Raw genomic sequence first — 19,661 nt, forward strand, 5'->3', positions numbered from 1 at the left:
TACGCAACAACCCTACCCCGCTCAATCAAAGTTCTTCTGACAAGACCAATCCCGCTGCTACACTCCTAATCTGGCTGGAATTGAAATAGTCTGAAACCCAGCGCCTGACACCGCGGCGTGCAAAGCAGTCAATTTATGTAAGACCGGGAAAATATGGCGCTTGAAGAACCTTTCACAGAACTCAAAATAAGAACTCAGGGAACTGGCTTTTACAAAGGATATAGCCTGCCGATTGCGCTGGTAAGCAAACTTTCGGTTTCTCTGCTCGTTCTCTGGGCGCTGGTTTGGCCACTATCTGCGAACGATAAACTGCGATCCTGGAAGTCAGGAGTGCTGGCCGAGTTCAACACATTTTACAACCTTTCCGTTGGATTATTTGTATTTTTCCTTTTCCTTATCGCGCTCATACCTTCAACCGGCCGGATGAGGCTGGGTTTAGAAGATGAGAAACCGGAATTTTCAAACTTCTCTTGGTTTTCGATGATGTTTGGGGCGGGTCTAGGCGTGGGCCTAATGGTCTATGCAACCGCCGAACCACTCGGCCTTTGGGAAACAAATCCATTGACTATTTCCGGGGAAGTCGCACCCAAAAGCGAGGACGCTATTGATGGAGCCTACCGCTATACCTTTTTGCACACCGGATTTCACGCCTGGGCAATATACGTCGTCACCGGCCTTAGCCTTGCCTATTATGCGTTTACAAGAGGCATGCCGCTAACAATCCGCACCGCACTGACCCCATTGCTTGGAGAATACTCAAACGGTGTTGCAGGCCATGTGGTCGATGTACTCGGCGTCGTTGCGACAATACTCGGCGTGGCGGTAACGATCGGTTATGGCGTTTCTCAATTGGTGGACGGTGCGTTTCTAATTACCGGTGCGAATTGGCTTGTTGAAAAAGAAGTAACCAAAGTGATCCCGTCGACCGCCGGCCTAATTACGGCGTTGATCGTTGTTATGATTATGTCGACACTCTCAGCCGTCTCTGGCGTGGGGCGTGGTGTCAAATACTTGTCAAATATTAATCTTCTCTTTTCACTGGTATTGCTGGCGGTATTCATTGTTTATGGTTCACTCGCTTTTGCGGCGACGACCTACGCCACAGCGCTGGTTGACTATATCAAAAACTTTGTCCCGCTGAGTTTCCAAGCTTTTCGACCGATTTCCGAAGGCGAGTTTGGCTCCGTATTGCCAGCGGAGGCCGCGCCCTTCATCGGCGAACTCTTCGCGGGTGCAACTGATCCATGGGGAACAAAAACAACCTATCTTGAGGGTTTGAGCAACGATACAGCCGATCTTTCTGATGCGACCAAGACTGCAGCTTATGACGCGGGTACACGAGGCAGGTTGTTCGGATGGCAGGCCGGATGGACTACATTTTATTGGGCATGGTGGATCGCGTTTTCGCCCTTTGTCGGCCTTTTCCTTGCGCGTATCTCCAGAGGGCGAACCGTACGCGAGTTCATATTTGGCGCGGTCATTGCCCCGTCCCTCGTTTGTTTCGCGTGGATGGCCATTCTGGGTGGAGCGGCCATCGATCTGGAACTAAATGGGGATGCAAATGGATCAATCCTCGCAGCTTCAACGACGGCAACACTGTTCGTCACATTGGGGGAAATGATATCGGGCAACTTGCTTGCGGTAGTGAGTGTCATGTGTGTGCTCTTAACCATGACATTCCTTGTCACGTCCGCCGACTCTGGCATCCTTGTGATGAACACGATCATGTCCGGCGGGTCTGAAAACACCGGCCTTCTTCATCGTATCCTTTGGGGCGTTCTTCTGACTCTAGTAATTGGAACTCTGCTGATCGCTGGCGGCGGCGGATTGGAAGCATTGACCAATTCGATGATCATCGGGGCATTGCCGTTTAGCGTCGTCTTGCTACTGATGTGCGTCTCTCTGGCCAAAGCAATGATCAACGACTTGCGCCGATTGAACCACAAGACTCGAACGGGTTCGTGATTGCCCGTGGCTAGTTCCCAGTCACCTACTCCCGCGGATCGACCGAGTGCCAAAGTGTTTAGGAAACATCGATTGCAGCACAAACAGGCAGATCTTCAAAGCCTCGGAGGGGTTGAAGATATCTGAGTGCAAATGGTAGTCGGTCCAAAGCCCTTCCAACAAAGCAACCAACGCGTCTGTTGCAAGTTTGGCGCTTACATCCTCGTATTCGCCTTCACCCTTTATTTGTTCCAACAACTCCAGGATCACCGCGCGGAAACCTTTGTCGCGCGAGTCGATGAAAGGAAATATGTTCGGGTTCGAGAGCGCTTCAGCCCGAAAGGAAAACCAGATCGCGACGTCCCGCGCATTTAGGACCAATGGGTCGAAATCTGCCTTTATGATAGAGACTAGCTTGTCTGCCGGGTCTAACTCTGGATTGACTGCAATGGCCGTCCACTGCTCCGCGTATCGGACTGACAATTCCTCAGCCACTGCAAGCAGCAGCTTTTCCTTGGAACCAAAGTGTAGGTTGACCATCCCTTGCGATAATCCCGACAATTCTTGGATTCTTGCCGAAGTTGTTCCGCGTATTCCGTATCTATAAATGGCGTCCGCAGCCGATTGGATCAGCAGCTTTCGGTTCTGCAATTTACCCAGGTCTCGGGCATTGGTTGGTATATCACGCTCGAGATTAATCTTATTTCTCCTTCGCTGGGGTAGTCTCCTTTGTCTTCTCGCATTTAGCGTTAAGACAGTTCAAGGATTGACATTGAATAAATGCTTGTTCATTTTGTGATTTATATTACATTAAGGTGCTGCATGACCCTTTTCAACTCCGACTTTCGGTCAATACGAGAATGGGACAACGAACATTTCCTGCACCCTTGGGAAGGGATGTCACACCTTGGCCAAAATGAACGAACCTTTGCCGAAAGCGGCCTTGGCGTTCATGTCGTCACAGAGGACGGAAAGCGCCTGATAGACGGCCCTGCTGGCATGTGGTGCATTCAATTGGGCTATGGAAACAACGAGATTGCCGATGCGATGGCTCAGCAGGCGAAACAGATGGCGTATTTTTCGCCCTTCAACAACGCCAACTCAACTCCGGCCCGTTTGGCACATGAAATCGCCAAGAGAACGCCGGGCGATTTGAACCATGTGTTCTTCACGACCGGTGGTTCAACGGCCGTGGATAGCGCTCTGCGGTTTGTACAATTTCGCAATAACCTGTTGGGAGAACCTCAAAAGAAAATCGTGATCTCGCGCCAGAAAGCATATCACGGATCGACCTATTTGGCGGCCTCGGTATCCGGAAAAGAGCGCGACAAAGGGTGGTTGGACCAAGCCTCGGACCTGACGCGGTTTTTGCCGAACGTGAATCCGTATATACGTCGCCCCGATCAGACGGTCGATGACTTTCTGGACGAAAAAATTGCAGATCTGGAGAACATGATACTGCAAACCGGAGCAGACAAGGTCGCTGCCTTCATCGCTGAACCGATACTGTGCTCTGGTGGCGTCATTGTGCCTCCGCAGGGGTATCATCAGCGCTGTCTTGAAATCTGCCGGAAATACGATGTCCTGTATATTTCAGACGAGGTCGTAACCGGATTTGGGCGGCTTGGACATTGGTTTGCTTCAGAAGACGTCTTTGGGATTAAGCCCGACATCATAACCTGCGCCAAAGGCATGACGTCTGGGTACGTACCCATGGGGGCTTGTATCATCTCTGACCGGCTGATTGCAGATGTAAGCGGAGACAATGCGCAGAACGCTACGTTTTCAAACGGCTTCACTTACTCAGGCCATCCAGTAAGCGCGGCGGCAGGCCTGAAGACGATTGAAATCATGGAGCGCGACGGCGTTCTGGAACATGTCCGCGCAATCACGCCGCTCTTCGAAGAGCGCCTCCAGGCTCTGGCAGATTTGCCGCTCGTCGGTGACGCGCGCGGCATGGGGCTCGTTGGCTGCGTCGAATGTGTTGCAGACGCAAAAGCAGATAATGCACTGGACCTAGATAAATCTGTCGGCGCTTTGATTGATCATCATTGTCAGGAGAACGGGCTGATTCTGCGGCCGATCATCAACATGTGCGTGTTTTCCCCACCTCTGATCATTACCGAAGGCGAGTTGAACCAGATGTTCGACGTCCTTGAAAAAGGTATCCAGCTGGCAACCGAAGACCTAAAGCAGCAGGGTATATTTAAACCTTAGGAACTGCCTCGGCGCGCCATCGCGATTTTCATGGTTGCTATGCCTTCGCTTAAGTGCGCTGCGTTTAACCTGCCCGCATCACCTCTGGTGGCAATTTGATCGGGAACTTGGACCGAACCTCCGCATCCGCCTTGCTGCCAAAATAGTTTGGATAGTGATTGGATAGAATGTCGTTCACGACTGACCGGCTCCGTTCAAACATATCCTGACGACCGGCTTTTTGCCAAGTATCGGTTAGCTCCCGATCCATCAGGGTTGGATAGACATACTCAGTCTCCATGTATTGCAAGGTCTGCGTGTTGCCGAGGAAATGACCGGGATCAATTGCACATTCGTGGATGACGTCAACCGACAGAGTGTCGTCGCTCACCTCGATACCACGCAGGGTTCGTGAGATCATACCCGCGGCCTCGTTGTCGATGACCATGGACTCAAAGCTGCAACCCATCAGGCTGCCGAGCATACCGCCAAATTCGCAGAGCCTGTTGGCCCCAGCATGAGCCGCTAATGCGAAAGTCAACGCCTTTTCCAGACCATATTGTGCGTCAGGAATCTTGGAATCCGTCATGCCGCAACCAACGCTGGTCGGCAGGTTGTAGAAATTGCCCATTTGGATAGCCGCCGCGGATATCAATGCTTGCTCACCACTGCCACCCGTAAATGAACCAGTTCGCAGGTCAGTAATAAACGGCCAAGCTGCAAAGACGACGGGGGTGCCCGGGTTAATCAGGTTGGCAATTGCGACGCAAGATAGGGTCTCGGCTACGGCTTGCGCCAAAGTCCCGGCCAGAGGCGCAGGCGACGTCGCCCCAGCCTGTGGCGGAACAGCTAAATCGCAGACAAGCCCCATCTTCGCTGTATCAATCAGGATCTCCAAGTTTTCCCGCCCAAACCGGAGCGGGGATACTATGGGACAACCGCCAAAAATGACTGAGGGTTTCTCGAGGAATTTACCCTCCCCGCCTGATGCCAGATCGAACAGATGAATCGCGTCCTGAATATGCTCTCGAGTACGGAACGTCAGGCAAGATGGTTTTTCGCTACCCGCCAGAATGGCGTAGAGCATGCTCATGTCGTGCTCGTAGTCCTGTGGCACATCCGTTGCCAAAACCGTATCACCGGTCATGTGGATATTATCGAGCCGGTCAACCAATCGGGTAAAGTCGTAAATGTCTTTGAGCGTCGACGGCCGGTAACTGCGAGTTTCCGCATCAAACGTTGTCACAGCGGTGCCGGAGTTCGCATAGTACACCTTGTCTTTGGTGCAGTGCATGTCATCCTTACCGGCCCGCGATCCGCGTGCATGGACATAGAACTCACGGGCCGCCTTAGCCAAAAGATCTTCCATCAACGCGCGAGGAAAGCACAGCCTACCATGCTCGTTCAACGTCGCCCCTTTGGACAGCACGAGATCGAGAACTTCCTGCGTTGGATCACCGACGCCCGTACGCTCCAGAATGCTAAGGGCGGCCTCGTGAATATTTGACATGTCAGCATCTGAAAGGGGCTTGTAGCGCCCACCCGAAATGCCCGGCCAGATCGCTTGCGAAGCGACGTTGCTGGTTCGCACGGCTGCACGTGCTTCGCGCCCACCCCCGCGCCGTCTTGATCTGCGTTTCGTTAATTCTGTCATAGTATTTCTCCGAATTCTGAGCGTGTCAGATCATGCTGAAGTAATTGCGATAGAAACCCGGAATGCTCCATTCCATCTCGGACAGCGGTCCCGGCACGAAGCGGTGGGAGTTCACGCCCTCTTGGTTGTGACGGATGATCCGCTCATCATCGAGCGACGTGACATGCCAGAGCCATGTAATGGCATCCTTGTTATAGTCCCGACCTTCTTCAGCATCGCCGCGCACATACCAGACGATTTGAATATCCGTTTCCTGCAGCGCGCGTGGGACGAACCGGTAGCCAACCATGTGATCTGCATAAACAAGGAAGTAGTTCAGCGTCCCGATCCCCAGATCGGTGGCACCGCCATCGTGACCTTTCAGTTCACCCAAAGGCGGCGCCAGCGAAGCGCCATCCTTACTACCGGTCAAATAGCCGGGAAACAGCGGGTAGCGGCGCCAATAGACATCTGCACCCGGGGCGAGCGCGTTATCTCCGGTCAGGTCCAGCTCCTCAACGGGCACTCCGGCTTCTTTCATCCGCTCATGAAGTGCGCCGCTGAACTCCAGAACCTGAGCGGGGTCTTTCAACGAATGGCTGCGCGAATAGTCCTGATGAGACGGCGCGCAGTGGTAGCATTCCAGGTAATTCTCCAAAGCCAGTTTCCAATTTGCTGGAACTGGGTATGAGGCTTCATGAGCGACCTTCAGGTTTTCAAATTCGAACGGTTTTGACAGTGGGGCCAACTGCACCAACGCAGCATCTAGCGGCGGGGCGTCTTCAGCTGCGCAGACAAAAATCAGACCTTGGAATATCTTCACCTGAACCGGGAGCAATCCGTATTGGCCCGGGTCGAAATTCGACCCCATTGAACGCCCGTTTCGTAGCTTGCCGTTCAGATCAAAAGTCCACGCATGATAGGGGCAGATGAAATTGCGTGCCTTGCCTTTCCGTTCAATGCAAACCCGCGATCCCCGGTGGCGGCAAACGTTCAGATGCGCGCGCACCTCACCTTCGCGATCCCGAACGATGATGATGGACTCGGGCCCATAGTCGAACAGGAAAAAGTCCCCCGGTTCTGCGAGCTGACTAACATGGCCGACCCAGATCCAGTTACGGTTCCAGAACGCGCCGATATCGTTCTCGTATACTGCTTGAGACGTATAGAAGTGACGAGGCAGGGCGAACCCTTCCTGTTGCGCGTCCATCAAATCGCGCATTACTTGCAGGTCATCTTTTGGCATTGCGCACCTCATGCAGACTCAAGGGAAATGACTTCCCGGCGGAAGAATTCACGGTCGATGTCGTCCGCGTTACGTTCGAAATTCCGGGCAGCCATGTGACCCGAATATACAGCATCCGCGATCAAGCCGGGGTTTGCGGCATCTCCGATTAATTCCAACGTTTTCAGCGGACTTGCCGTCAAACCGCAAAGCTCGTCGTAAAGAGTGGTTTCTCGCATTCGCTGCGTCACCAGTACCACAGAGCTGCATTCAATGGAGTTCTCTCGCCCCGTGTAGACGCACTGCAATGTCGCCTGGCCGGGCGCGATACCGGCCAAGGTCTGGGACAGGTTCAGACGAACGCCTTTTTCCAACAGACTGCGTTGCACTTTAGTCTGCTCCAACGTCAATTCGGTAAACGGCGAAACTATTGAGGCCGGCGTTACAAAGACAACCTCTCGCCCAACCTGAGCCAAATGATCAGCCAAGACTCCACCGAGATAGGCTTGATCATCATCGTAGACCACAATCGGGCCGTCCTGCGGCATGACTCCGGCCACAATGTCATCCGGAGTGAAAATCTGAGAACCTAAACCGATTGATACACCGTGAAATGCAGATTTCCCGCGCCCGTCTCGCCGCCATTTTGCGCCGGTTGCAACAAAGACGTTCGGTATACCCAACTCGATGACCTCACTTGCTGACAAACGGCTGTCGGTGAACAGTTGAACGTTCCCGCGTTGTTGCAGGTCGTAGATTCTGTGATCTGTCACGCGCTTCCAAGCGGATAGCCCGGTCAGGGCAGCTTCCTGCATCACACGGCCGCCGAACTCTTGCTTTGCTTCCGCCAGAGTTACCTCGTAGCCCCGCCGCGCCAATTGCATGGCGCATTCAAGTCCGGCTGGTCCGCTGCCGACAACAAGCGCAGCTTCCTCGTTTACCCGACGATCAATGATCTCAGGATGCCATTTCCTCCGCCACTCTTCACCCATAGTCGGGTTTTGAGTGCAGCGTATTGGGACGCCGAGAGAGTCGGATGAAACACAGATATTGCAACCGATACACTCACGTATTTCTTCGATGCGATCTTCCCTAATTTTGTTAGGCAGAAACGGATCGGCGATGGATGGTCGCGCCGCGCCGATAAAATCAAGGATGCCCTTCCTGACCAGTGACGCCATCAAGTCCGGCGACGTAAGGCGCCCGACGCCCACAACAGGCTTAGAAGTCACCTGTTTCACGAACTCGATATATGAGGTCTGAAAGCCGTCGCGGGGCTCGAACCGGGTCGTAGCAGAGTCGTTGCTCCAATCCGCCACATTAACATCCCAAAGGTCTGGAAGCTCGGCCAGCAATTCGACTACTGCACGGCCTTCTTCCTGCGCTTGCATCCCCTCTGACCCGAGCATTTCATCAACCGCGAACCGAAGGGCAATGGCGCAATCATCTCCGACCTCTTCCTTGGTTTCTTCCAGAAGCTCGCGGGTAAGTCGCACCCGGTTCTCCAACGAACCTCCATATTCATCCGTCCGATCATTGAACTGTGGCAGCAGAAAATGATGAGGCAATGTCATGTGATGCCCCGCATAGACATACACAATGTCGAACCCGGCTTCGCGCGAACGACGAGCCGCCGCGCGATGCCACTTGCGAAATTCTCGAATGTCAGCCTTGTCCATTGCCCTTGCCTGTTTCGGGTATGGAGTCTGCAAGACAAGTTCTGATGGGGCCAGCAGAGGCGCGCGGGTCAGGTGGTTTTGGGCATGGTGCCCGTTATGCGCCAATTGGATTGCCGCGAGCGAGCCCTTCTCATGAATTGAGTTGGTTATCAGACGCAGTGCGGGAATATCCTGATCGTCCCAAATTCGGTTTTCAGAATAAGGAGACAAATCCGAAGTCGGATGAATCTCGGCCTCCTGAGTAGACACCACTGCCCAACCGCCCTCGGCTTTCATCGCCCGCATGGCAGCTTCGGCCTGAGGTCGCAAATGACCCAAACCATTGCAGTGGGGCACCTGGTAGAACCGGTTTCGAGCCGTTACTGGCCCGATCTTGACCGGTTCGAAGAGAACAGAATACTCGTCAGCGCCTGACATTGCCGCGCTTCCTCCAAGGAAATTGGAAATTGGTTCGTGGGAATGGAAGGATTTCTACCTCCCCACCATTCCCGGGTGTGTTGTAAGAGTGCCCTTAGAAGCCAGCTTTAATGCGCTCGAATTCCTTCAACATCTTGGCCTCCAGCTCGGGGTTAACAGCGTCAAAGAACAGGCTGCCTTCAAAGAAGCTGTCCACATCCGAAAACCCGTAGGTTTCGATCAGCTCTGGGTCTGCCTGTGCAAAAGCGTCTTCGTTGGCGTGGGCGTAACCCCAGCTTTCAATAATGTATTTACCGCTTGCCGCAGAGCTGAGCGCGTTCAGCATGTCATAGACTTGCTCATCCGACTGCTTGGCAGATTTCAGATGCACATAGCCGCAGACCCAAGTCGCGATACCTTTGTCTACATCACGCATCATGACCGCTGGCGTTTCGTTCCAGATCAGGTTCAGTTCCGATTGGTTCCATCCCCAACCCAGCGTGACCTCACCGCTGGCAATTGCCTGATCCAGTTGGCCGGCGTCAGACCAATAAAAGCGCACGTTCGGATGAATCGCGCGCAAGTAGTCCGCCGCTTTTTGGAATTCCTCGTCACTCATATCGGTATAGCTGGAGGCGCCGGTTGCCAATGCCGCCATTGCAAAGGCACTGGAAGCGGCGTCCGGAATGGCGACTTTGCCCTGATATGCAGGATCGGCAAGCAATTGCAGCGAAACGTCATCTGCCGAAATCATATCTGTTCGATAGATAAGACCAGTATTGCCCCATTCGAACGGAACCATGTAGGTCTGCCCATCAATGGTGATGCCATCGACCTCTTTGATCTTGGGCATCAGCTTGTCCCAGTTTTCCAGCTTGCTGGTGTCAATCGGCTTGATCATGTCTGCCGCTACCCACTTTCTCAGGGCATCCGTGCAGGGATGGGCCAAATCAGCTTCAAAACCGGACTGAAGCTTTGTGAACGCTTCTTCCACGCTGCCAAAATAGGTGTAGCTAGGCGCGCCGCCGTATTTTTCGACATAGTCGCCGTAAAAGCCCTGATCCTCATATCCGGACCAGTCAAAAACGGTCAGATCAGCGGCGTTCGCCAGAGTTTGGCTGGCGGCAAAGGTGGCAACTACTGCTGCCATAAGTGATGCTGTTTTATTCATTTGTCTCCTCCCAAAGATTCACGTTTACCCAAGTCAATCACCGAGGCGCTTTGAACGCCAAGCCAGACGGTATCGCCGCGCGTGTGATCGACCGTGTGAAAGTAGTTTGGTACTGCGACGGCGATACTGTCTTTCAGACCATCGACGCGCACATAATAGTGGACACTCTCTCCATAAAAGGCGACGTCCGAAACCTCGCCCTGAACAAGAGCATCGTACCCATCCGGCTTTTCCGCACTGATTTCCAATTGCTCAGGACGAACGCCGACAAGAAGTTCCTTGTCATGCACCTGGACGTTGGGGTTCACCCCGATTTCCATCTTCCCTAAGCCCTTAACGTTGACTTCAAGCGTTTCAGCATTCTCTGCAGTCACTACGGCATCCAGAAAGTTCATTCCACCGATGAAAGAAGCCACTTCCCGGTTACACGGTTGGGAATACAGGACCTCTGGCTTATCCACCTGCTTGAGCTGCCCCCCAAACATGACGCCAATACGGTCGGACATGGTCATCGCCTCGTACTGGTCATGCGTGACCATTACAAAAGTTATTCCAAGCTTCTGCTGAAGGCGGCGCATTTCCAATTGCATCGCTTCGCGCAGATTCTTGTCCAACGCAGATAAAGGCTCATCTAGCAGTAAAACCTTGGGTCGCATGACGAGTGCGCGGGCGAGCGCTACTCGTTGCCGCTGACCTCCCGACAATTCGTTGGCCTTACGGTCCTGCAGGCCGCCCAGTTCAACCATCTCAAGCGCCTCGGCAACGCGTTCTTTAATTTCCTGCCGCGAAAGCTTGGTCTTGCGTAATCCGAAGCCAACATTGTCGCCGACATTCAGGTGAGGAAAGATCGCATAACTTTGGAACACCATATTGGTGGGACGCTTGTTCGCAGGCACCTCTCCCATCGTTCGACCATCGATCCGGATCTCGCCTTCTTCGTGATCTTGAAAACCCGCGATGATGCGCAAAGCCGTCGTCTTGCCGCATCCCGAAGGGCCAAGCAGCGAAAAGAACTCACCCTCTTTCAAGGTCAGGTTCAGATCGGACACAGCCACAAAGGAACCAAAGCGTTTTTCGACGCCCTGAATTTCGATGATGTTCTGTTCGCTCATCTTATTCGTTTCCTTTGGCTTCAATCTGACGATTGGATGGAACGGCGGCGGAAGTATTCGGCGATCAACAACAGCAGCACCGAGGACAGCAAAAGCAGCGATCCTAGGGCCAACGTGTTGGGCAATTTTGCCGGGAAGCGGATCTGGCTCCAGATATAGACCGGCAATGTCGGGCTGTTCCCGGATAAGAAAAAGGCCAGGACGAACTCGTCAAACGACACCGTAAACGTGACCAAAAGGCTGGCGACAATACCCGGCGCTACGATTGGGAGGGTAACACGCCGAAACGTTCCCACGACGCTTTCACCAAGATCGAATGCAGCCTCCTCCAAGGACTGGTCGAAATCGTCAAATGCAGATTTCATAATCGACACGGAAAATGGCAACGCCACAAACACATGCCCAAGGATCACGGTGGTCAGCGATGGCTTCAAGCCGATGCTGATGAACAGGACCAGCATCGAACTGGCCACGATGATGCCGGGAATGACCAGTGGAAGCATGACCAGTCCCTCAGACAACTCACGCCCCGTGAACCGATAGCGGACATAGGCGCGCGCGGCGAACAGACCCAGAGACGTCGCCATCAGGGCGGTCACACTGCCGACGATCAACGAGTTCACCATAGCCTGTAGCAGAGTGTCCTGCTGCCCCAACTGGGCGTACCACTTCAAGGTGAATCCCTTTAGTGGAAAGGCTACGATAGTTCCGTCGTTGAACGAAAACAGTGGCAATAGCAAAACCGGCAGGTAGAGAAACACCAGATAAGCAATCGCATAAAACAGCAACCATGAGAAACGAAATGCCTTGGTCATCTGATCCTCCGGCCCAATGCGGTAACGACCATCACGAACAGGATTGCAACGCAGCCGACTGAAAGCATGGCAAGAAGAGACAGGGTTGCACCCAACGGCCAGTTATTGGCGGCACCAAACTGCACTTGGATCAAGTTCGCCACCATTTTGCCCTGCGATCCACCGACTAAGGCCGGAGTGACGTAATCGCCCACCGTTGGGATGAAAATGATCAGACAGGCCGCAATGACCCCCGGCACCGTCAGAGGCAGTGTCACGCGAACGAACCTTTCAAGCTTGTTGCAGCCAAGGTCGGTTGCAGCCTCCAATAGGCTGCGGTCGATCTTTTGCAGCGATACATAGATCGGCAGGATAGCAAACGGTGCCCAGGCGTGGGCGAGCGTAAGGACAACAGCGAATTCGTTGTAGAGCAAGAATGTCAGCGGCTCTTGTATCAAACCAAGTGAAATCAGCGCAGAATTCAACACCCCATTGAAGCCAAGAATTAGTTTCCAGCTGAACACGCGCAGAAGGTAGCTGCTCCAAAAGGGAATAGTGATCAGCAACAGCCAGAAGGTCTTCTTCTGTGTCCGAAACGCGATGAAGTATGCAATCGGATAGGCCAGACAAACAGTTGCCAATGTCACCGCGCCTGCAATTGCGACCGAACGGAACATTAGGTGTCGAACCAATGGGTCGGTAAACGCCTCTTGGTAGTTTGCCCAAGTCAAGGTCCGGTCGATCTCGACATAGTTCTGGGTCCAAAAACTGTATGCGACGAGAATGCAAAGCGGCACGACGACAAGCAGACCGACGTAGAGCGTCGCAGGTGCGCTCAGTGCGAGGCCCTTGCCCGTTTCACTTCGTAGTACTCCGGCCATGCTTCCCTGCTGAACTTTGCTTTTTTGGTGGCGCGACCATGTCGATCACAAAATGGACAATCGTCCATTTAAATCTGGAATTTTTGGACTAGTTGTGTCAACTGATAAATTCGCAACCGGGGATGGCCAATTTCACACTGGCCGTTAGAAGGGACCGCAAGAGACTGAAAACAAACAGAGCCGCCTGATCCAATGACTGGAAGACGACAAGAAATACGCGAGCGAAACCGCCTTTCCCTGATCGAGGCAGTACTCGACTCGGTCGCAGAAAAAGGGATTTCCGAAACCTCCGTCAGTGAAATCATTCAACGCGCCGAGTTGTCCCGTGGCATGATTCATCTTCATTTCGGTGGCAAGGACAACTTGGTTGACGAAGCCGCCCGCTACTCCTCCGAACAATACTACAACGGAATTTACGACTTGTTGGAAACGACCGGGCAAACCGGACAGGAACATATTGAGATGATTGTTCGGGGCGACTTAAGTGAAACCATTCTCAATAAGAAAAACGTTTCCATTTGGTACGCGTTTCGAGGCGAGGCCCGAAATAGAACAGCAATCGCTGCGTTTTCAGATACCCGCGACGCTAAGCTTCGGAACCTAGTTTTCAACGCTTTCGCTCGAATTGCGAAAGAAGCCGGAACCGAACGCCCTAATCAAGTTGCTAGGGACGCTACACACGGCACACTCGCAATGCTGGAAGGCATGTGGACCGATTACCTACTCCACCCGGATTCATTTGACCGCGACGAAGCGATGAGAATTGTTTTTCGTTTTCTGCGCGCAATGTTCCCGAAGCATTTTGACCTAAGCGGCGCTTTGTTGTCTGAGTAAAGCTTGAGACAGGTTTCCTATCTGGCTGCTTTAGAAGTGGACAATACCCATCTTCCAGTCAACATGATATCAGCGCACATTGGACGCAAAAAGTACAATTGAAGAAGCTGCCAAGTGCTGTCAGAAAAATTCTGAACCAGTCTCAGTTTGCTGCGAAAACCGCGCACCTATCTGCTGCTGTTGCAAGGTGCGTAAAGCGGGCTTCGGCATCTGGTAAGCGAACGACAGAAAAGTCCGCACAGTGGACATTCAAGCAAGTTGCAGCAAACGACCGGTATGCAGGACAAAGCGGACTTTCGCCAAGCCTGTGTGAACGGCTGCTTGTTTACTCATTCTTTGCTCGTGTTGAAGCGCAATCAAAGACTTAGTTTTTGCGTGAGGGTTAGGTTTCACGCTAGGGTATCCGGTACTATCTGGGCAAGTTTTGAACTCAACCGCGATCAATTCAGTTATGTTTAAAGGAAGAGAGGCAAATGAGAACGGCAACAGGAATCTTCATTCTCGCACTGATCGGTGTGCCTGCGGCCGCATTCGATCGTCAAACAACAGAGGCGTTGACTGCGTGTCATGATTACGTTTGGAACGTCCCACATTTTTCTAGTCTACCAAATGCGGCAATAAGTGTTTTCCCTGGTTGGGAAAACGAAAACCAGTATGTTGTTTTCTGGAATGTGTATTGGGACGACCCCAGGGTCAGACGGGCGGGAAACTGCACCATTAAGGATGGTTCCGTAGACGGTTTTGAAGACTATACTGAAATGAAATAGTTGAGTTCTTTTTGTGAGGGAGGTCGGGCATTGGGAAACATGATTGCTGCCACAGGGAAAGTTCTTTCCAATTATGCCACGTTTTCAGGGCGCGCGTCGCGACCAGAGTACTGGTGGTGGTTTCTTTCTCTTCTTCTGGTCTTAATTGTTGTTGGCATTCTGGACGCTTTGTTCATTGCGCCATTACTTGGCTTTCAGATTGGCGATGAGAATGCAGGTCAACCGCTGTCAGTTTTGGTGAGCCTCGCAGTAATTCTTCCCAACCTTGCGGTAGGTGCAAGGCGATTGCACGATACCGGCAGATCAGGATGGTGGCTGTTGATAGGTTTCGTTCCGTTGATAGGTGTTCTGGTGCTAATTTACTTTTTCGTACAGCCAAGTGACCAAGAAGCAAACGCGTTTGGCGATAAGCCGAATTGGCGATAGACATTATTACCAGATAAACTTCGGACGAAAGTTGCGGCGCAGAAACTAAACCTAAGTTTTCGCGGTATATGGGTCGCGACACGATAGAACCACCATCAATGTAAGTCTTGTGTCGGCATTGGGCTCAAGGCAGACGTTCCTCTAAACTCGTTGAACGTCTGCTGAGCGGACGCAAGTCTGCCTCAAGCAACTTTAACCAGTAGTGTCTGTACCTCACCCCATTGCCTCGGCGATTGCCCATACATGCGCCTGAACTCGCGACTGAACTGGGACGGGCTGACGTAACCAACGTCCATTGCGGCTTCGTTCACAGGCATCCCGCCCGCGATCTTCATGGCGGCGTTGTTGAGGCGCATCGTCTTGACGAACTGGATTGGAGTCATCGTCGTGACCTGCTTGAATTTACGATGGAAGACGGCCCGGCTCATGCCCGCTCGGCTTGCCATATCGTCAATCGAGACCGGCGCATCCAAGTGTGACGACACATGTGCAATTGAACGTGCGATGGCGTTGCCAGCACCGAATGCCTGCCGGGCGAACCCGATCCTCACCTCCGGTCCATGCTGATCCGCGCCCATGGCTGGGCGCGCGATCTAAAAGCCGGAGTTCAACTGATGGAGATCGCACGCCGCGAAAGCGTCCCCGGCGCCTTCATCCGCACCCGCGCCCAGCTCGCCTTTCTCTCCCCGAAGATTCAGGCCGCGATTCTCGACGGCACCCAGCCGCCCGAACTCACACTCAAGCGTCTGGTCAGCGTGACCCACCCACTTGATTGGTCCGAACAGGAACGCCAGTTCGGCTTTTGATAGCTTCAGATCCTGCGTCCCTGATACGGGGTTCGCCCTCCCTGATCCGTCGGAACAATTCCCTGTTCCCACGAGAAAATTCCCTGTTCCATGATTTAGGGAATTTGCAGCCTAAGCTATTGGAAAAAATAGAGTTGTGACATCTGAAATGTCGGGTTCCAGACTTGGTTTGCAGAAATTCCCTGTAAATTGCCGGGTATCAGGGAAATCCAGCCCAAAGCGACCCCGCCAAAATGCGGCACTGAGACTTGGGCCTGAATTGCACTCTGAGTGTACGGTCTGCTCAGTCTCTGATTGAAAGCGCATTCGCCAACGCGCGGGAATTACGGCACAATTCTGGATCAGAAAATTCGACTGAAGTGAGACGGGTATGAGTGGCGGGGAGACAGGGATTCGAACCCTGGGAACGCTCTCACGTTCAACGGTTTTCAAGACCGCCGCATTCGACCACTCTGCCACCTCCCCGCGTGAGGCTGGGTCTATGACGAGTTGAGCGCGGAGGCAAGCCATAAAGCGGGAAATCTTGCCGAAGCGAATGTAGCAGTCTTTCCATGGCCCGATGCCCGCGCTATGATCTGCGGGAAAGACCGCACAAGACTGGCAACAAGAACCAGCAATGACGCGGTGGGGCGCGGCCGGAATGGCCTTGTCAGGCAAGGGATTGAGAAAATGGAGCGAGCTACGGGCACACGCTTTGGGCCACAACGGCTGGCAATTTTGGTCGTGACGATGGCAGCATTGGCAGGATGCGAAGAAGGGCTACTTACTACAGAGGACCCGCCTGAGGATACGGCCGCCGAAGATGCGGACAACACAAACCGGTTCGAACTGTTCCCCGAGGCTGCCGCGACCAATCAGCGCGATGTTGAAGCCCCCGAGGTTTTTCAGGTCACCGAAGCAGGATTGTGGGACGGGCGGCCATCGCTGGGTGGTATCTGGGTGGCGCATCCCGATGTGACTCAACCCGAGCGGGTGCTAATCAAGAATACAGCCAACAACAAATCGGTAACGGGTGCCCTGTTCCGCCGTGAGCGGAATTTGCCAGGACCCGCGCTGCAGGTCTCGTCATCCGCTGCCGAGCAATTGGGAATGCTGGCTGGTGCTCCAACCAGGGTGCAGGTTGTCGCGTTGCGACGTGAGGCTATTGAAGAACCCCCTGCACCTGTCGCCGCGGAACCTGCCGAAGAGACAGATAGTGCAGAGAGTTCGGAAACAACCGAAACCGCAGAAGCGTCGGAAACGGGCGCTGCTGAAAAGCCTCAAAAGCGGAAATGGTGGCAGAAAAAGCCAAGCACCGAAGCAGCGACCGGAGCTGCAGTCGTTGCTGGGGCTGCCGTTGCTGCATCGTCGAATGAAGATGCGCCCAGTGCAGAAGCCCCGACCAATGCAGAAGCCCCGACCAGTGAATTGGCCGCGAATGAGGCCCCAGCCCCAGAGAAACCGGCCAAACGCAAATGGTGGCAGAAAAAGCCAAGCGACGAGACTGCAGTCGCTGCAGCTGGCGCAGCAACCGCAGCGGCTGCCGAGACCGAATCCCCTTCGTCAGAAACACAGACGGCAGCATTGTCGGATCCCGAACTGACGGCACCGGCTGAAAAACCGGCCAAGCGCAAGTGGTGGCAAAAGAAAGACCCTAACGCAATCACCGAAACGCCTCTGGACCCGATTGCCGGAGCGGCAGCGGCCATCGAGGCCTCTGAACCAACGGCCGCGGCACCAGCGACGGCGAGTGCTGCGACGACAAGTGGGTTGGCAAAACCTTTTGTTCAGGCGGGCACCTTCAGCGTAGAATCCAACGCCAAGAGCGCGGCGGACAAGATCCGGCGCAATGGCATGGCCGCCGAAGTCATGGAACTGAAAAGCGAGGACAAGTCGGTCTGGCGCGTTTTGGTTGGACCCGTTGCAACCCGCGCGGAACGTCGGGCGATGTTGAACGATGTGAAAGACCTTGGGTTTACCGATGCTTTCACGGCAAAGAACTGATCAAACAGGAGGCCCATGATGCTTTCCGCTTTGCGATCCACCACACTGGCCCTCGGGTTGGCGCTGTTGGCACTGCCCGCCCATGCCTTCGACACCACCGCGCGTGCGGCTTATGTGATGGACCAGAAAACCGGCACTGTGCTGTTGTCTAAAGACGCCGATCAGCCTCTGCCTCCAGCGTCCATGTCGAAGCTCATGACGCTTTATGTGGCGTTTGAAGCCTTGCGCGATGGCCGTTTGACGCTGGACGAAACTTTGCCCGTCTCGGAACATGCAATGAGCTATGGCGGCTCGACCATGTTCCTGAACACGCAGGATCGTGTCCGGGTCGAGGATCTTTTGCGCGGGATCATCGTGCTTTCGGGCAATGACGCCTGTGTCGTGATCGCCGAAGCGCTCAGCCCCGACGGAAGCGAAGCCGGATTCGCCCGTTTCATGACTCAGCGGGCGCAGCAGATGGGCATGAACAACTCGAACTTTGCCAATTCCAACGGCTGGCCTGCTGCTGGGCACATGATGTCAGTGCACGATCTGGCAGTTCTGGCCGACCGGCTGATCACCGATTTCCCCGAGTACTATCCCCTGTTTGCCGAAGAAGAGTTCGAATTCGATGGCCGAGCGCCCTCGAACGCGCGGAACCGCAATCCGCTGCTGAAGCTGGATATCGGGGCCGATGGCCTCAAGACTGGCCATACCCAAGAGGCAGGATATGGTTTGGTCGGTTCTGCCAAACAAGGCGACCGACGGGTTGTCTTTGTACTTTCAGGGCTCGACAGCACTGCCAAGCGCGCAGAGGAGGCTGAGGCCGTGGTTAACTGGTCGTTTCGAAATTTTGTCGAGAGGACAGTTGCCAAATCAGAAGAACCGGTAGCCCAGGCCAAGCTTTGGATGGGGGCGGAAAAGACTGTGGGATTGGTGCCCGAGGGTGATCTGACCCTGCTGTTCCCCGTTTTGGGCGACAAGGACATCAAGGCCGAGGTTGTCTATGACGGCCCTATCAACGCACCGGTCAGCAAAGGCCAGCAATTGGCCGAGTTGGTGATCCAACCCGAAGGATTGCCCGAAATCCGCCGCCCGCTGGTGGCGGAAAAGGATGTTCCCTTGGGCGGGTTTGTCGTACGTATGTTGACCGTGGGTGGCATCGTTCTGAAAGAAGTGATCAACACCCCGCTGGAGCAAATGTGACAGCGCGCGGAACGTTTCTGACCTTCGAAGGCATTGACGGATCAGGCAAGTCCACGCAGGCGCGCCTGCTGGCCGAGCACTTGCGGCATCAAGGCCGCGACGTCGTTCTGACGCGCGAGCCCGGCGGATCGGACGGGGCCGAAGAAATTCGCAGCCTTGTGCTGCAGGGCGATCCGGACCGCTGGTCGGCCGAGACCGAGATCCTGCTGTTCACCGCCGCCCGGCGCGATCATCTTGAGCGCACGATTGAACCCGCGTTGGCAGAGGGCAAGGTTGTGATCTGCGATCGCTTTGCCGACAGTACCCGGATGTATCAAGGTCTGTCGCGCGGCGATCTGCGGGGTTTGGTGGATCAGTTGCACAGCTTGATGATCCGGCGAGAGCCAGATATGACCTTGCTGATCGATATGGACCCGGAAACCGGCCTGTTGCGCGCCAAAGGTCGTCAGGGCACCGAAGAACGGTTCGAAGATTTCGGTTTGGATCTTCAACAACAGATGCGGGCAGGTTTTCTGGGTCTGGCTCAAGAATTCTCTGACCGTTTCCACGTGGTCGACGGCAATCGGGACATGGACAGCGTTGCGCGGGATGTGACAGATATTGTCATGACGTCCCTGCAATTGAGCTGA

18 protein-coding genes and 1 tRNA gene are annotated in these 19,661 nt (G+C 54.0%); 9 read left to right on the forward strand and 10 right to left on the reverse strand.

The genetic code is table 11. From position 1 onward, the window contains the following. Window positions 1-153 precede the first annotated feature (153 nt). A complete protein-coding gene (locus tag ACR0JG_RS14500; protein WP_170565501.1) occupies window positions 154-1,965 on the forward strand; it encodes a BCCT family transporter in 1,812 nt (603 codons plus the stop codon). 21 nt (window positions 1,966-1,986) lie between these two features. On the opposite strand, the gene ACR0JG_RS14505 is transcribed toward ACR0JG_RS14500, so the two are convergent. Continuing rightward, window positions 1,987-2,595 (reverse strand): TetR/AcrR family transcriptional regulator, encoded by a 609-nt coding sequence (locus ACR0JG_RS14505; RefSeq protein ID WP_170565504.1) that lies wholly within the window; start codon window positions 2,593-2,595, stop codon window positions 1,987-1,989. Between the two features lie 171 nt (window positions 2,596-2,766). Here ACR0JG_RS14505 and ACR0JG_RS14510 point away from each other — a divergent pair, with 171 nt between their 5' ends. Continuing rightward, window positions 2,767-4,161 carry an aminotransferase gene (locus ACR0JG_RS14510; RefSeq protein ID WP_170565507.1) on the forward strand — a complete coding sequence of 465 codons (1,395 nt, stop codon included), beginning with the start codon at window positions 2,767-2,769 and terminating at the stop codon, window positions 4,159-4,161. A gap of 64 nt (window positions 4,162-4,225) precedes the next feature. On the opposite strand, the gene ACR0JG_RS14515 is transcribed toward ACR0JG_RS14510, so the two are convergent. From ACR0JG_RS14515 to ACR0JG_RS14545, 7 genes are all read right to left on the reverse strand, one after another. Then, window positions 4,226-5,794 carry a trimethylamine methyltransferase family protein gene (locus tag ACR0JG_RS14515; RefSeq protein WP_170565509.1) on the reverse strand — a complete coding sequence of 523 codons (1,569 nt, stop codon included), beginning with the start codon at window positions 5,792-5,794 and terminating at the stop codon, window positions 4,226-4,228. A 25-nt stretch (window positions 5,795-5,819) separates the two neighbouring features. After that, complete coding sequence (locus tag ACR0JG_RS14520; protein ID WP_170565514.1) at window positions 5,820-7,019, reverse strand: aromatic ring-hydroxylating dioxygenase subunit alpha; 1,200 nt, start codon at window positions 7,017-7,019, stop codon at window positions 5,820-5,822. Between the two features lie 8 nt (window positions 7,020-7,027). Then, the gene (locus tag ACR0JG_RS14525) at window positions 7,028-9,094 is read right to left on the reverse strand and encodes an oxidoreductase (RefSeq protein WP_480570642.1); all 2,067 of its coding nucleotides are present in this window, start codon (window positions 9,092-9,094) and stop codon (window positions 7,028-7,030) included. A 94-nt stretch (window positions 9,095-9,188) separates the two neighbouring features. Continuing rightward, a complete protein-coding gene (locus tag ACR0JG_RS14530) occupies window positions 9,189-10,244 on the reverse strand; it encodes an ABC transporter substrate-binding protein (RefSeq protein WP_170565520.1) in 1,056 nt (351 codons plus the stop codon). Further along, window positions 10,241-11,356, reverse strand: a complete 1,116-nt coding sequence (locus tag ACR0JG_RS14535) for an ABC transporter ATP-binding protein (protein ID WP_170565523.1) — start codon at window positions 11,354-11,356, stop codon at window positions 10,241-10,243. Before ACR0JG_RS14535 ends, ACR0JG_RS14530 begins: the two co-directional genes overlap by 4 nt. Before the next feature lie 20 nt (window positions 11,357-11,376). Continuing rightward, window positions 11,377-12,171 carry an ABC transporter permease gene (locus tag ACR0JG_RS14540; RefSeq protein WP_170565526.1) on the reverse strand — a complete coding sequence of 265 codons (795 nt, stop codon included), beginning with the start codon at window positions 12,169-12,171 and terminating at the stop codon, window positions 11,377-11,379. Further along, window positions 12,168-13,031, reverse strand: coding sequence for an ABC transporter permease (locus tag ACR0JG_RS14545; RefSeq protein WP_170565529.1), 864 nt, complete (start codon window positions 13,029-13,031; stop codon window positions 12,168-12,170). The genes ACR0JG_RS14540 and ACR0JG_RS14545 overlap by 4 nt, the downstream gene beginning before the upstream one ends. Before the next feature lie 192 nt (window positions 13,032-13,223). Between ACR0JG_RS14545 and ACR0JG_RS14550 the strand changes: the two genes are divergently transcribed. The 3 genes from ACR0JG_RS14550 (at window position 13,224) to ACR0JG_RS14560 (ending at window position 15,058) form a co-directional block, all read left to right on the forward strand. Beyond that, window positions 13,224-13,865 carry a TetR family transcriptional regulator C-terminal domain-containing protein gene (locus tag ACR0JG_RS14550; RefSeq protein ID WP_170565532.1) on the forward strand — a complete coding sequence of 214 codons (642 nt, stop codon included), beginning with the start codon at window positions 13,224-13,226 and terminating at the stop codon, window positions 13,863-13,865. Window positions 13,866-14,338: 473 nt separating this feature from the next. Continuing rightward, entirely contained in the window at window positions 14,339-14,632 is a 294-nt protein-coding gene (locus ACR0JG_RS14555; RefSeq protein WP_170567765.1) for a hypothetical protein, read from the forward strand. 39 nt (window positions 14,633-14,671) lie between these two features. Beyond that, the gene (locus ACR0JG_RS14560; RefSeq protein ID WP_170567776.1) at window positions 14,672-15,058 is read left to right on the forward strand and encodes a DUF805 domain-containing protein; all 387 of its coding nucleotides are present in this window, start codon (window positions 14,672-14,674) and stop codon (window positions 15,056-15,058) included. A 182-nt stretch (window positions 15,059-15,240) separates the two neighbouring features. Here ACR0JG_RS14560 and ACR0JG_RS14565 read toward each other — a convergent pair whose 3' ends face one another. Further along, window positions 15,241-15,609: a helix-turn-helix transcriptional regulator gene (locus ACR0JG_RS14565; RefSeq protein ID WP_480570645.1), complete on the reverse strand. Its 369-nt coding sequence runs from the start codon at window positions 15,607-15,609 to the stop codon at window positions 15,241-15,243. Window positions 15,610-15,618: 9 nt separating this feature from the next. On the opposite strand from ACR0JG_RS14565, the gene ACR0JG_RS14570 reads away from it, so the two are divergent. Next, the gene (locus ACR0JG_RS14570) at window positions 15,619-15,864 is read left to right on the forward strand and encodes a hypothetical protein (protein ID WP_480570648.1); all 246 of its coding nucleotides are present in this window, start codon (window positions 15,619-15,621) and stop codon (window positions 15,862-15,864) included. Window positions 15,865-16,239: 375 nt separating this feature from the next. Here ACR0JG_RS14570 and ACR0JG_RS14575 read toward each other — a convergent pair. Further along, window positions 16,240-16,329, reverse strand: a tRNA-Ser gene (locus tag ACR0JG_RS14575). Between the two features lie 204 nt (window positions 16,330-16,533). Here ACR0JG_RS14575 and ACR0JG_RS14580 point away from each other — a divergent pair. The 3 genes from ACR0JG_RS14580 to tmk are packed head-to-tail and all read left to right on the forward strand — an operon-like array spanning window position 16,534 to window position 19,661. Continuing rightward, a complete protein-coding gene (locus tag ACR0JG_RS14580) occupies window positions 16,534-17,847 on the forward strand; it encodes an SPOR domain-containing protein (protein ID WP_170635360.1) in 1,314 nt (437 codons plus the stop codon). An 18-nt stretch (window positions 17,848-17,865) separates the two neighbouring features. Continuing rightward, window positions 17,866-19,032 (forward strand): D-alanyl-D-alanine carboxypeptidase family protein, encoded by a 1,167-nt coding sequence (locus tag ACR0JG_RS14585; protein WP_170396992.1) that lies wholly within the window; start codon window positions 17,866-17,868, stop codon window positions 19,030-19,032. After that, a complete protein-coding gene (gene tmk / locus ACR0JG_RS14590) occupies window positions 19,029-19,661 on the forward strand; it encodes a dTMP kinase (protein ID WP_170612259.1) in 633 nt (210 codons plus the stop codon). The genes ACR0JG_RS14585 and tmk overlap by 4 nt, the downstream gene beginning before the upstream one ends.

Source organism: Ruegeria sp. AD5 (assembly GCF_056542345.1).

What these genes read in the sequence shown, in the direction of transcription:
- ACR0JG_RS14515 (WP_170565509.1), bottom strand. Translation starts at nt 5,794, where the DNA reads ATGACAGAATTAACGAAACGCAGATCAAGACGGCGCGGGGGTGGGCGC.
- ACR0JG_RS14525 (WP_480570642.1), bottom strand. Translation starts at nt 9,094, where the DNA reads ATGTCAGGCGCTGACGAGTATTCTGTTCTCTTCGAACCGGTCAAGATC.
- ACR0JG_RS14560 (WP_170567776.1), top strand. Translation starts at nt 14,672, where the DNA reads ATGATTGCTGCCACAGGGAAAGTTCTTTCCAATTATGCCACGTTTTCA.
- ACR0JG_RS14545 (WP_170565529.1), bottom strand. Translation starts at nt 13,031, where the DNA reads ATGGCCGGAGTACTACGAAGTGAAACGGGCAAGGGCCTCGCACTGAGC.
- ACR0JG_RS14530 (WP_170565520.1), bottom strand. Translation starts at nt 10,244, where the DNA reads ATGAATAAAACAGCATCACTTATGGCAGCAGTAGTTGCCACCTTTGCC.
- ACR0JG_RS14520 (WP_170565514.1), bottom strand. Translation starts at nt 7,019, where the DNA reads ATGCCAAAAGATGACCTGCAAGTAATGCGCGATTTGATGGACGCGCAA.
- ACR0JG_RS14555 (WP_170567765.1), top strand. Translation starts at nt 14,339, where the DNA reads ATGAGAACGGCAACAGGAATCTTCATTCTCGCACTGATCGGTGTGCCT.
- ACR0JG_RS14535 (WP_170565523.1), bottom strand. Translation starts at nt 11,356, where the DNA reads ATGAGCGAACAGAACATCATCGAAATTCAGGGCGTCGAAAAACGCTTT.
- ACR0JG_RS14570 (WP_480570648.1), top strand. Translation starts at nt 15,619, where the DNA reads ATGCTGATCCGCGCCCATGGCTGGGCGCGCGATCTAAAAGCCGGAGTT.
- ACR0JG_RS14550 (WP_170565532.1), top strand. Translation starts at nt 13,224, where the DNA reads ATGACTGGAAGACGACAAGAAATACGCGAGCGAAACCGCCTTTCCCTG.
- ACR0JG_RS14540 (WP_170565526.1), bottom strand. Translation starts at nt 12,171, where the DNA reads ATGACCAAGGCATTTCGTTTCTCATGGTTGCTGTTTTATGCGATTGCT.
- ACR0JG_RS14500 (WP_170565501.1), top strand. Translation starts at nt 154, where the DNA reads ATGGCGCTTGAAGAACCTTTCACAGAACTCAAAATAAGAACTCAGGGA.
- ACR0JG_RS14585 (WP_170396992.1), top strand. Translation starts at nt 17,866, where the DNA reads ATGCTTTCCGCTTTGCGATCCACCACACTGGCCCTCGGGTTGGCGCTG.
- ACR0JG_RS14510 (WP_170565507.1), top strand. Translation starts at nt 2,767, where the DNA reads ATGACCCTTTTCAACTCCGACTTTCGGTCAATACGAGAATGGGACAAC.
- ACR0JG_RS14580 (WP_170635360.1), top strand. Translation starts at nt 16,534, where the DNA reads ATGGAGCGAGCTACGGGCACACGCTTTGGGCCACAACGGCTGGCAATT.